At 61.6% G+C, this 11,896-nt stretch carries 11 protein-coding genes and 1 pseudogene; 7 read left to right on the top strand and 5 right to left on the bottom strand.

Going from position 1 to position 11,896, the window contains the following annotated elements; genetic code table 11:
* Positions 1-479: 479 nt before the first annotated feature.
* Complete coding sequence (locus tag G3480_RS05090; protein ID WP_164652590.1) at positions 480-1,118, top strand: transposase family protein; 639 nt, start codon at positions 480-482, stop codon at positions 1,116-1,118.
* A gap of 5 nt (positions 1,119-1,123) precedes the next feature.
* Here the strand turns inward: G3480_RS05090 and istB are convergent, their stop codons facing one another.
* Together istB and istA are read right to left on the bottom strand one after the other, a co-directional pair.
* Entirely contained in the window at positions 1,124-1,879 is a 756-nt protein-coding gene (gene istB, locus G3480_RS05085; protein WP_164652589.1) for an IS21-like element helper ATPase IstB, read from the bottom strand.
* A gap of 57 nt (positions 1,880-1,936) precedes the next feature.
* Positions 1,937-3,478: pseudogene (gene istA / locus G3480_RS05080) on the bottom strand (IS21 family transposase).
* A 136-nt stretch (positions 3,479-3,614) separates the two neighbouring features.
* Between istA and G3480_RS05075 the strand changes: the two are divergent.
* Both G3480_RS05075 and G3480_RS28910 read left to right on the top strand, forming a co-directional pair.
* A complete protein-coding gene (locus tag G3480_RS05075) occupies positions 3,615-4,298 on the top strand; it encodes a hypothetical protein (protein WP_164652588.1) in 684 nt (227 codons plus the stop codon).
* 38 nt (positions 4,299-4,336) lie between these two features.
* Complete coding sequence (locus G3480_RS28910) at positions 4,337-4,462, top strand: hypothetical protein (RefSeq protein ID WP_276611670.1); 126 nt, start codon at positions 4,337-4,339, stop codon at positions 4,460-4,462.
* A gap of 153 nt (positions 4,463-4,615) precedes the next feature.
* On the opposite strand, the gene G3480_RS05070 is transcribed toward G3480_RS28910, so the two are convergent.
* Both G3480_RS05070 and G3480_RS05065 read right to left on the bottom strand, forming a co-directional pair.
* The gene (locus tag G3480_RS05070) at positions 4,616-5,113 is read right to left on the bottom strand and encodes an IS66 family transposase (RefSeq protein ID WP_338114065.1); all 498 of its coding nucleotides are present in this window, start codon (positions 5,111-5,113) and stop codon (positions 4,616-4,618) included.
* A complete protein-coding gene (locus tag G3480_RS05065) occupies positions 5,110-5,766 on the bottom strand; it encodes a hypothetical protein (RefSeq protein WP_164652586.1) in 657 nt (218 codons plus the stop codon). Before G3480_RS05065 ends, G3480_RS05070 begins: the two co-directional genes overlap by 4 nt.
* Positions 5,767-5,960: 194 nt before the next feature.
* Here G3480_RS05065 and G3480_RS05060 point away from each other — a divergent pair, with 194 nt between their 5' ends.
* The 4 genes from G3480_RS05060 to G3480_RS05045 all read left to right on the top strand — a co-directional run bounded on the left by G3480_RS05060 (position 5,961) and on the right by G3480_RS05045 (position 10,600).
* The gene (locus G3480_RS05060) at positions 5,961-6,902 is read left to right on the top strand and encodes a glycosyltransferase family 2 protein (protein ID WP_164652585.1); all 942 of its coding nucleotides are present in this window, start codon (positions 5,961-5,963) and stop codon (positions 6,900-6,902) included.
* Positions 6,886-7,785, top strand: a complete 900-nt coding sequence (locus tag G3480_RS05055; protein ID WP_164652584.1) for a glycosyltransferase family 2 protein — start codon at positions 6,886-6,888, stop codon at positions 7,783-7,785. Before G3480_RS05060 ends, G3480_RS05055 begins: the two co-directional genes overlap by 17 nt.
* A gap of 165 nt (positions 7,786-7,950) precedes the next feature.
* Positions 7,951-9,405, top strand: a complete 1,455-nt coding sequence (locus tag G3480_RS05050; RefSeq protein ID WP_240905593.1) for an IS4 family transposase — start codon at positions 7,951-7,953, stop codon at positions 9,403-9,405.
* A gap of 28 nt (positions 9,406-9,433) precedes the next feature.
* A complete protein-coding gene (locus G3480_RS05045) occupies positions 9,434-10,600 on the top strand; it encodes an acyltransferase family protein (protein WP_164652583.1) in 1,167 nt (388 codons plus the stop codon).
* On the opposite strand, the gene G3480_RS05040 is transcribed toward G3480_RS05045, so the two are convergent.
* Positions 10,528-11,634, bottom strand: a complete 1,107-nt coding sequence (locus G3480_RS05040) for a UDP-galactopyranose/dTDP-fucopyranose mutase family protein (protein WP_164652582.1) — start codon at positions 11,632-11,634, stop codon at positions 10,528-10,530. The two genes, G3480_RS05045 and G3480_RS05040, sit on opposite strands and share 73 nt — an antisense overlap.
* Positions 11,635-11,896 lie beyond the last annotated feature (262 nt).

The following is an 11,896-nucleotide window of genomic DNA, read 5'->3' as shown; positions in this document are numbered from 1 at the left end:
GGCGTTTGTCTGTTGATCTCCAGCGCCGGGCTACATCCCCCGCGACCGCTCGACGCTGCGGCCAGCGGGAATTGCTGTACTGGAAACCGGAATATTGACAAAAAGCGAAAGCGATGCTAAAGAAAATATCGTTTTTCTGTCGAAAGCAGATTTATTCTTTAAAAATAAGGCGTTACGCCAATACCTCTGCCAGACTTTCATTGTTTCCTGATAAAATTCAAAGCGTTGCGCTCTTGATGGGTTGCGGGTGCTTCAACCGTGTCGGCTGCCGCCATGACCGCGAATCGTTGTCGCTTATTTGGCGCGAGCATTTCCCGGCAGCTGCAGCGTCGCGATCAAGCTTAACGTGCTCAACGTCCTTTCGTCGAGCGGGCCGCTGTCCTACACCACAGACACCAGTTTCATCCTTACCGCAAATGCTCCCATCCCAGACAATCACGCCGGTTTCGGTGGGAGCATGTGATATAGGCTGCCAGCGGGTGGCTCTATCTTTCTCCGCGATAGCGGCTCCGTCCAACAAGCTCAAGCACCGCCTCACTGTCCTGATGGTCTACGGCATCCTGGTGTTCGTCTTTCAGTCTGCATCGCGGCGTGCCGCCAACGCCGAGATCACCCGACCCATGTTCGAGCACAACCTGCGGCTGCTGTTCACGCAGCTGGACCGCCTGCCGCATGCCGATACCTTGTTCCGGCTGCTGTGCCGCATCGATGTGGGTGAGATCGAGCAGGCCCATCTTGCCTTGGTCACTCAACTCATCCGCAACAAGAAGTTCTCCCGCTCCCTGATCAACAACGGCTATCCCATCGGCATCGACGGCAGCCAAAAGATCGCCTTCTCTACCCTGTGGGACGAGCACTTGTTGCAGCGCAGGATCGGACCCAAGGTCGCTCCCGACAGCGACGAGGAGCAACGCTACCAGTACAGCGTCTCTGTGCTGGAGGCGAGCCTGTGCTTTCGCAACGGCATGGTCATCCCGTTGATGAGCGAGTTTCTTGCGTATTCCGGCGAAAGTGGCCACCGATTCCGGACGGAATCCGGCCACCCAATCCGAAGGAAAGCGACCAGTGATTCTGGCGAATCCGGCCACCCCTGTTCTGAGTGCACAACACGGGGGTGACAGTCTTACGCGAGCGTGGGCTCGGGTGTCAACGTGGAGCCCTGCTTACGCATCGATTCACCCTTGAGATCGAGCTTGTAGGCACAGTGCACGAGGCGGTCGAGGATCGCATCGGCCAGTGTCGGATCGCCGAGGTAGTCATGCCAGTGGGCGATCGGTAACTGGCTCGTGACCAGCGTTGCGCGCGCGTTGAAGCGGTCATCGAGGATCTCGAGCAGATCGCGGCGCTGCTCGTCATTCAATGGGGTCAAGCCCCAATCGTCGAGGACGAGCAGATCGGTACGGGCCAGCTCGGCGAGGAGCTTGGGGTAGCGCCCATCGGCGCGGGCGATGCCAAGCTCTTGGAGCAGTCGCGGCAGGCGGACATAGCGTGCGCTGAAACCCTCGCGGCAGGCCTTGTTGGCCAGTGCGCAGGCGATCCAGGTCTTGCCGACGCCGGTGGGTCCGGTGATGAGCACATTGAGATGCTCGCCGATCCACTGGCAGGCGCTCAGGCGCGTCATCAGGGTCTTGTCGAGACCGCGCTGAGCGCGCACGTCGAGGTCCTCGATGGCGGCGTTCTCGCGCAGCTTGGCCTGTTTGAGGCGCGATCGCAGGCGGGTGCTCTCGCGCTCGGTGACCTCACGCTCGAGCAGCAGTGCGAGGCGCTCCTCGAAGCTCAGTGCGTCGATCTCAGGCATCTGCAGCTGCTCTTGCAGGGCCTTGAGCATGCCGCGCAGGCGCAGGCTCTGTAGGATCTCCAGGGTCGGATGGATCAGCATCGATCGTTCTCCTCTTGGGTGGATGGGGCCTTGCGTGTGCAAGGCCGGTGGGGGGGATTAGTGGTAGTACTCGGAGCCACGCAGGTTGGCGTGCTCCAGCGGGAGTGAGAGTGGCTCAGGCTCGCGCAGCGGGCGCTGGTCGAGTCCCTTCTCCAGGATCGAGGCAATGCTCTTGTAGCTCAGGGTGCCGATGGTCAGTGCCCGGGCACAGGCCGCCTCCAGGCGAGGCTCGCCGAAGCCGTTGCTCAGACGAAGCACCCCGAAGCAGGCATTGAAGGCCTGTTGGGGATGGGTACGGGCGGCGAGGAGGCGCTCGATCACGGCGGCGGTCGCGGGGCCGATCTTCTGGGCCCAGCGCAGCAAGCGTTCCGGCGTCCAGTCCAGATAGCGCCGGTGCGCTTCGGGCATGTGCTCCTTGACGGTGGTGTAACCGCCGCGGCGTTGGCTGCGCGGGTGGGCGGCGACCCGGTGTCCCTGATGCAAGACCTCCACGGTGGTAGCGCTCAGGCGCACGTCGACCTGGCGTTTGACCAAGGTGTGCGGCACCGAGTAGTAGTGGCCGTCGACCTCGATATGGATGTTCGGCGCCACGCGGGCCTTACGCCATTCGGCGAACTCATAGGGGCGTGCCGGCAAGGCACGTAGCGCCGGGCGCTCGATGGCCTCGAAGTGGCTGCGGCGCGAGCCCTCGAGCTTCTTAAACGCACGGGCGTTGAGGACCTCCAAGCACTCGGCGATGGCGGCATTGAGTGCGGCGAGTGAGAAGAAGCTCTGGTGGCGCAACCGCGCGAGGATCCAGCGCTCGACCAACAGGACCCCGCCTTCGGCCTTGGCCTTATCGCGCGGCTTGCGCACGCGCGCCGGGATCACCGCGACGCCGTAATGGGTCGCGAAGTCCTGATAGGTGGGATTGAGATCGGGCTCGTAGCGATGGGCCTTGCTCACCGCGCTCTTGAGGTTATCGGGGACGATGACCTCCGTGACGCCCCCGAAGAAAGCCAGGGCGCGCACGTGGGAGCCGATCCAGTCGGGGAGCCCCTGGGTCTAGGTCGCCTCGGCGTAGGTGTAGTTGGACGCCCCGAGCACGGCGACGAAGATCTGCGCCTCGCGGATCTCCCCGGTGGTGCGATCGACCACCGCCGCGGTCTGGCCCGCGTAGTCGACGAACAGCTTCTCCCCGGCGCGGTGGCTCTGGCGCATGACCACATCCAGGTGGCCCTTCCACTCGGCGTAACGCGCGCAGAACTGGCTGTAGGAGTAGCCCTCGGGGAAGCGCTCGCGGTACTCCTGCCAGAGCAGAAACAGCGTCACACCCTGGCCGCGCAGCTCGCGGTGGACGGTGGCGAAATCCGGCGGCGCCTCGGCCAGCTTACCCGCTGCCCCCGGTGCCTTGAACAACCGCCGCTCAAGCGCGGCCTCATCCATCCCCGCCGGCAGCGGCCAGGTGATCCCGGCCTCCTGCGCACGCGCGAGGTACTCTGACACCGTTGTTCGCCCGATCCCAACGGCACGCCCAATTTTTCGTGGTGACAACCCTGCTTCAAACTTCAGGCGCAGGACTTCTTGGACTTTTCGCATGGATAACCGACCTCTCGGCATGGACTCCCCTCCAAAAAAACCGGGGAGCCTACTGTTGGTTATCCCGTGTTGCGACACTCTCGATCAGGGTGGCCGGATTCGTCAGAATCACTGGCCGGATTCGATCGGAATGGGTGGCCGGATTGAATCGGAATCAGTGGCCGCTTTCGATCAGAATGGGTGGCCGGATTGGGCCGGAATACTCAAGTTTCTCGAATACCAGCAAGGCGATGGCGAGCAGCGCAAGCAGGACTGCGAGAGCAAGGCCTTTCATCGCCTCGCCGCGCGCATCAAACAGGCCTTTCCCCGCCTGCGCGTGATGCTGCTGCTCGATGGGCTCTATGCCAACGGGCCGATCCTGGAACGCTGCCGCGGCGACCACTGGGACTTCATGATCGTGCTCAAGGACGGCTCGTTGCCAAGCGTCTGGCAGGAGTACCACAGCTTGGCGCACGAACAGCAAGACAATCGCATGCAACAGCACTGGGGCGAGCGAAGGCAGCACTTCCAGTGGGTCAATGCGATCCGCTACGAATACGGACCCAACGCCAAGAAGGCCATCGACATCCATGTCGTCGTCTGCCGGGAACAGTGGGAAGCGCTCGATCCCGACTCCTTGGAGATCGTGACTAAACACAGCAAACACGCCTGGATCTCCAGTCGTCCCCTCAATCGGCTCAACGTGCATACCCGCTGCAACCTCGGCGCACGCTACCGCTGGGGCATCGAAGGCGCCTTCCTGGTCGAGAAACACCAGGGCTACGCCTACGAGCACGCCTTCGCCAAGAACTGGAACGCCATGAAAGGCGACCACTACCTGATGCGCTTGGGCAGCACCTGATCAATACGCTCGCGCGGTTTTCCAAGGAACTGGCCGGGTTGTTCGCAACCCTCGGGGTGCAGACGGCGATCGGCTTTATCCGCAACACCCTCACCGGTCCTTGGCTCGATGCACAGCAGGTCCAAGAGCGCCTGAGTCGGCCTTTCCGATTGCGCTTGATCTGACTGCCGCGCGCTGGCACTTGCCACCACTTGTCGCCTCGGCAGGTGGCGCTAGCCCGTTGCCTGACGCCCATAAAACGCCAATTCCGGCGCCATTCTCGCCCAGGCACGACCCGCCGATTCCGCTTTCTCGACCCTGCGCGCCGGCTCATCGGCTCATTGGCCGACTTTCTCCGCTAGGCGAACTGTTCGTGCGTCAGGGCTGCGCGCCTTGCGCGTGAGGTGCGCCCAGCACCGCAGCCGCCGGGGGAAATGGCGATACGCCTGCCAGCCGTCGCTCATCAGCCAGCCGGTGAAGCCCGGCAGGATGCGATCGAGGACCTCGGGCCCGCGCTTGCCGACCACGAACAGGGTGACGGTGGCGCTGCTAAAGACCCACAGCCACAACAACTCGGCGCCTTGCGGCCAAGAGGTCTCATCGGCGTGCAGCAGGTCGCTGGCCACGACCGCCTCGATCAAGTCTTTTTCCAGCGGAGCCGCCGCAGCGGCGGCCTCGCGCAGGGTGCGATCCAGGGTGCCCACGCTCAGGCTCAAGGCCAGCCAGTCGTGGAGAAACTCCCGCATCCGTCGTCGCGACATGCGAAAGCGCAGATGCAGGGCGACGATCAGGGCCGCGAGCCCCGGCCCGACCAGGCGCCATTCGCTTAAGGTCACCGGTTCCAAGGTCGGATCCTCGACCAGCCCTTCGCCGGGGCGTGCGCGCGTGTGCAGGCGCAGGTGGTTTCATAGAGACGATGATCGGTGACCTGCAAGTGCATGCCCGGTTGTTCTGGATTGCCCCAGACCAGGTCGACCGATTGAAAGCCGGCGTAGGCGACACTGGGCGCGTCTCCCGGCAGCGCCTCGGCGCAGGCCTCGCAGACGCCGGGATGATGGTGGCGCGTCTCCCGCGCCTGCAGAACCTGGGTGCGCCCGAAGCCGGGCGCGCCAGGTTGCTTGCCGGGCTTGCGTTTGGGTTTGGGCGGCTTGGTGCCGGTCGAATCGCGTTCTGCGGCATCCGCATCGGGTGTTCCGGGCGGATCATCCTCCGGGGAGGTGCTCGCGTCGTCCTCTGCTTCGTCCGGCGCCTTCTCATCCCCCGCCGAGGGGCGCTCCCAGGGCGCACGGCTGCTGGGCGGGCGAGACCTGTTGGTCGGATTCTGCCGCAACCGTTCGCGCGCTTCCTTGAGATCCGCCAACAGCCGCAGCGACAGACCACGCAGGCGCCCCTCGTCCAAGGACAGGACGTAGGCTTCATCAAGCTGGCTGAGGCTGTGGTCGCTCAGGGGCGCGGGATCATCGGGTTGCGAATGCGGGCATATCCTCATCTCGCTGGGGGGTTGCGGTCAAGGGGTCTCTGAACGGCTAACGCGAGGCAGGAATACGCCGTCTTTCCACCTCGTCGAATTGCGGCTCGATATGCATCCTGAAAGCCCTCGCGGCGATGCCCGCGCGCTTTGCAAAGGAATATGGCATTCCTTACAATCAATCGCTCTTTTGCTCTGTCGTACATGAAGAGACGATGAATCAAACGGATCCGCTCGTCGCCATTGTCACCCGGACCAAGAACAGGACCCTGCTGCTCGACCGCTGCGTCAAGACGGTTCTTGCCCAGACGATCCCGAACTGGATCCATGTCATCGTCAACGACGGAGGTGATCCGAAAGACATCGAAACGCTGGTTGAGCCCTATCGCGACGAGTACGCGGGGCGCCTGAAAGTCATCCACAACGAGCAATCGCTCGGCATGGAGGCCGCGTCGAACGTCGGCATCCGGGCATCCCAGTCGCGCTACCTGGTCGTACTGGATGACGATGACAGCTGGGACCCAACCTTTCTCGACGTCATGGTCGAAGTTCTAGAAAACGAGACCTGGCCGAATACCCGAGGCGTCTTCTGCCACACTGAGATCATCTTTGAAGAGATTCGGGGCAAGGAGATCCGCGAACTCGGCCGCAAGGACTTCAACGGCTGGCTGAACGCCATTGACATGCTGAGGCTCCTGGCCTCGAACCGCTTTACCCCCGTCTGCTTCCTGTTCGAGCGGTCCGTAGTGGACGAGATCGGGATGTTCGACGAGTCTCTCCCCGTCATCGGCGATTGGGAGTTCAACATCCGGTTCTTGGAGCGGTTCGACATCACCGTCCACCCGGAATACCTAGCCTTTTGGCACCAACGGCCGAAGGTGAAGAACGGCCTGGGCAACTCCGTTATTGCCGACGGCGACCTGCACGATATATATCGGTCGCGCATGGTGAACAAGTGGGTCCGGCAGAGCCTCCAGAACGGCACGCTCGACTATGGCCAGCTCTTCGCGCTCTCCACGATCCTCGAGCAGAATGACATCATGGAATCGCGCTTCCACCGCTACCGCAAGCGCATTGAGAAGACACTCATCTATCGGATCTACTCGGCCCTGATGACCCTAGTACGCGGAAAATCTTACCATGTCGACGACAAGTGACCGCGTCGCCGTCGTACTGGTCACATTCAACCGCAAGCAGATGCTCATCGAGTCGCTGCGGGGAATCTTCCAGCAGTCCGTCTCGGTCGAGCGCATCTTCCTGATCGACAACGACAGCACGGACGGAACCCAAGCGCTTCTCGAATCAAAAGGTTACCTCAGCGACGCGCGGATCACCTATCGACGCATGCCGGAGAACACCGGCGGCGCGGGTGGCTTTCACGAAGGACTGCGACTCGCCCAGGAGGCCGGCTTCGATTGGTACTGGGTCTTGGACGACGATGTCGAGCCCGAGCCCGACTGCCTCGAGAAGCTACTGGGCTATCGATCAATCTCAGAGTGCGTCCACCCACTGGTCCTCTACCAAGACGGGACGGCGCATGAGTGGGAGCACGTCTTCGATCCCATCACAACCTATCAGGCGGGGCTGCACAATCTCTCCTTTCGCAACGGAAAGGACTGGTGTGTTATGCAAGTTGCCTGCTTCGAAGGCATGCTGGTCTCCGCTAGCATTCTCGCCAAGGTCGGACTCCCGGAAACGGACTTCTTCGTTTACGGCGATGATGGCCTATTCGGACTCAAGGCGTCCTTTCACACGACCGTCATCTACGTGCAGAGCGCCCGCCTCAGCAAGAAGATCAAGCCGGGCTCGGCATACTCACCGTTCAAGATCTATTACGATCTGCGCAACAGGTTCATGATGCGCCGCAAGCTCGCGCAGATCATCTACGTTCCCCGGTATACGCGCTACCTCTTCATCCTCTTCATCCTGCTTCTGACCATCGCCTATCTGCGCACGGCCTTCTCCCCGCGAACCTGTCAGGCGGCCTTCTTTGCCTGGAAAGACGGCCTCGGCGGGATCACCGGACGCAAGCGGTACTGACCGACTGAAGCGAGCCGAAATAGCCGCTCGTTATGCCCATAGCTTTACCCACATCTTGGGCAGATATCGCACACAAATGAGGGGCGCTCTTGGCATCCAGGTAGACCGCACGGGCGCGCTTCGGGTGCAATGCGTCCCCACTGAAATTGACCGGGACACCGCCTGATGCACGAAACCGCCCTGCTTGAACCGACCGAGAGCGTGACGCCACCCGACATGGACCTGCCGTTGGGGACGCTGGAGGGGGAATTGAGCGGCATCGACCTGGGGGATGTGCGGCGCAATCGGCGCGCGCAGCAGGTGTTGGGACAGTTCGGCGCCAAGCCCCGCGCGAGCATTCCGGCGGCCTGCGGTGGCTGGGACGAGACGCGCGGTGCCTATCGCTTGCTCGGCCATGAGCGCGTCACGGCGGCGAGCGTGCTGGCCCCGCACATCGCCTGCACGCAAGAGCGTCTGCGCGCGCACTCGCGGGTGCTGTGCATCCAGGACACGACCGAGCTGGATTACACCTCTAAAAAGGAGCGCATGACGGGTCTTGGCCCGCTGAACGATGAGACACGCTGGGGGCTGTATTTGCATCCGACCCTGGCGGTGACCCCAGATCGCGTGCCCTTGGGACTGCTGGATCTGCACAGTTGGGCGCGCGAGCCTGGCAGTCTGGGTGAGGGCAAGGCGGCCAACCGCCCGCTCGAAGAGAAGGAAAGCGTGCGCTGGGTCGACGGCTTTGCCAACGTCAACGCCTTGGCCGAGCAACTGCCCAACACCCGCCTGACGTACATCGCCGACCGTGAGGGCGACCTCTACGACCTGTTCGTTGAGGCGCCCTGTCCCGAGTCGGGGGCCGATTGGCTGATTCGCGGTCAGTATCACGATCGCCGTCTCACCGATGGACGCACCTTGGGCGAGGCACTCGCCGCCGCCCCCGTGCTGACGACGATTACCTTTACCCGTCCCGCCGGCCACGGCAAACCCGCGCGCCCGGTTGAGCAGCACCTCAAAGCCGTGCGCGTGACCTTGAAGGCGCCGCGACGTTCCGATCGTGTGCTCAGTGACGTCACCGTCACCGCTGTGTTGGCCACCGAGGTCAATCCACCGCCCGGCGAGGAACTCGTGCAGTGGCTGTTGTTGACCAACCTGCCCGTCGACACGCCCGAGCAGGCGCTCGAGAAGATCGCCTGGTATCTGTGCAGGTGGCAAGTGGAGGTCTTTTTCAAGATTCTGAAAAGTGGCTGCAAAATCGAGCGCTTACAGTTGGAACAGCGCGAGCACCTCGAGCCCGCGCTGGCCCTCTACATGATCATCGCCTGGCGCGTGCTGCTGCTCACGCACCTCGGGCGCGCTTGCCCCGAGCTGCCCTGCAACGTCGTCTTTGACGAGGCCGAGTGGAAAGCCGTCTACCTCGTGACCCAGCGCCAGGATCCGCCAGCGGAGCCGCCCTCGCTCGACACCATGATCCGCCTGGTCGCCACCCTCGGAGGCTTCCTCAACCGCAAGCGCGATGGTTTTCCGGGGCCACAAACCCTGTGGATCGGACTGCAGCGGGCCGCTGACTTTGCGCTCGCACTCGAGGCTCAACGCGCCCTCGAGAGTAAACGTAGTGTCGACAGTAGTTCTTGGTAAAGATATGCGTTATGCCCCAAGGTGCGCCATGACAACGCCGAGAAAAAAGCGCGCAGCTCACGTCAAAGGCTTCGATGGAGTGCGCGGTATCGCGGCACTCATTGTCGTCATTCATCACAGCATCGTCCTACCGCTCGACCTGGCGGCCCTTGCCGTCTTCGTCTTCTTCGTGCTGAGCGGATTCCTGATTACGAACATTCTCTCCAATGAGCGAATTAAGATGGAACAAGGCCGATCCGTTTTTTCGACATCGCTGAAGAACTTCTGGACCCGGCGCGCACTGCGCATCTTTCCCGCTTATTATGTCGCCTTGCTGCTGACGATGGCGATGGACACCTATCTCCTGGGCGGAACCTTCTATCGGGACTCGATTTGGTATCTGGCCTACCTGCAAAATTTCTTCATCGTACTGGTCACGCATTCCTGGGGAATTTTCACGCACACCTGGAGCCTTGCCGTCGAGCAGCAATTTTATGTCTTTCTCGCGCCATTGCTGCTTGCAATACCCTCCAGGCACCACTCGCGAGCCGTGGCCCTGCTCTTCGGACTTTGCCTGGTGTCTATCTACGCGCTCTGGCTCGGAGGCGCGGGCGAAGGCCTGCTGTACCTGTTCCCTTTCACCGGAATCGCCTTCGCGCTGAGCGGGGGATTCGTCTCACTCAATCGCGATCGCCTCCCCACTTTCCTCGGTCGGACCTGGACCCTAGCGGTCTGCCTGACCGCCATGCCTCTGCTAGTCGCACCGGACCTGGACATCGCGACTCCACTGAAGTACATGCTGCTGATGGTTGCAGCGACCGGATTCATCGCACATCTGGTCGCCCGCCCCGCCAGCATCCTAATTCGCCTGCTCGAAACCAAGCCACTCATTTTCCTCGGCAAGGTTTCGTACAGCCTCTACATCCTCCACTTCCCGCTTCGGGTCCTGCTCGGCCAGCGCCTCCCCGAGACGATTGTCGCCAACCAAGCGGTCTTTCTCGCAATCGTGATCGTCGTCTCGGTCCTAGCCGCGAGTGCGTCCTACTACCTCGTGGAAACCCGCTTCCTGGCGTTGATAAAGGTACTTCGCGTAGTGTTCGATTCTCAAATCCGGCAGACCAAAAAGGGGCAGGATGCTGCCCGTCATTCACCAAGGAAACGATCAGCCACCTCCAGCGCTTCCTTGATGGTGACATCCATATCCAAGTATCGATAGGTCCCGAGTCGCCCCACAAACGTCATCGCCGACTCCCGGCGGGCAAGCTCGAGGTAGCGCTGCAACTGGTCCTGCTCGTTGACCAAGGGAATGGGGTAATAGGGAATATCACCCTCGCCGCACGCACGGCTGAATTCCTTGTATGCCGTGGTGCGCTCATGGTCTTCCCAGGGCGCGAAATGCTTGTGCTCCGAGATGCGGGTCCAAGGGACGCCCGCGTCGCAATAGTTGATGACAGCCGTCCCTTGCATGTCGCCGTCGGCGCGCAACGCCTCGAAATCGAGCGTGCGATAGGCCAACAGACCCTCCGAGTATTCGAACCAGGCGTCGATGGGGCCGCTATAGAAGACGTGTGCAAAACCAGCGCGGTCGGCCTTGGTGAAACCCTCGGCCAAGTGCACACGAACATTCGCGTCATCGACCAGCTTCTCGATGATATCGGTGTAGCCATCGCGCGGGATCCCCTGGCGGGAATGGCTGTAGTAGTTGTCGTCATAGTTGAAGCGCAGCGGGAGACGCTTCAGGATGCTGGCTGGCAATTGCGACGGATGCCGCCCCCATTGCTTTGTCGTATAGCCCTCGAGGAATGCCTCGTAGAGGTCTTTACCCACGAAGGCGAGCGCCTGCTCTTCAAAGGTACGGGGATGCTGGATCGAGGCATCCGCGATCGAGGCGACGAAGCGCCGCGCCTCGTCGGGCGAAAAGGTCTTTCCAAAGAACTGGTTGATCGTGAACAAATTGATCGGCAAGGTAAAAACGCGCCCCGCCGTAATCGCCTTTACGCGATTGACGAACGGCATGAAGTCAGCGAATTGATTGACGAACCGCCAGACTCTCTCTTCCGATGTGTGGAAGATGTGCGGACCATAGCGGTGCAGCATGACGCCGGTCTCGGCATCCCTCTCCGTGTGGCAGTTGCCACCTAGGTGCGACCTGCTCTCGAAAACGTCCACATCGTATCCAGCGCGCGCTAAGCGGTAGGCGATGACCGCCCCGGAGAATCCTGCTCCAACCACTGCGATCGGTCGTTTCAATTTGTCATCCTCCAAGGGGTCGTCGCACGGGTGAGGAAGCCGTCCCTCGCAGGATTATAGCCATCCGGGGTGATATCCATACAGATCCTTTCGGTTGCGCCACGGAAATACAGGGCTCAAATCAAGGGGGCCGTACGAGCATCCTGTCCGATGGCTATACAGCTGGATTACTTAGGTCTAGCCGAAAAGTCTGCTTCGTCTTACCTCGACTTTGGCCATTTTCACCGGCTTGCAATCTCTTTTTTATCAAAAGCTTACGATG

The sequence above is a fragment of the Thiorhodococcus mannitoliphagus genome, assembly GCF_010915725.1.
Classification (GTDB): Bacteria; Pseudomonadota; Gammaproteobacteria; order Chromatiales; family Chromatiaceae; genus Thiorhodococcus; species Thiorhodococcus mannitoliphagus.
This window is presented reverse-complemented; position numbering and strand designations above follow the sequence as displayed.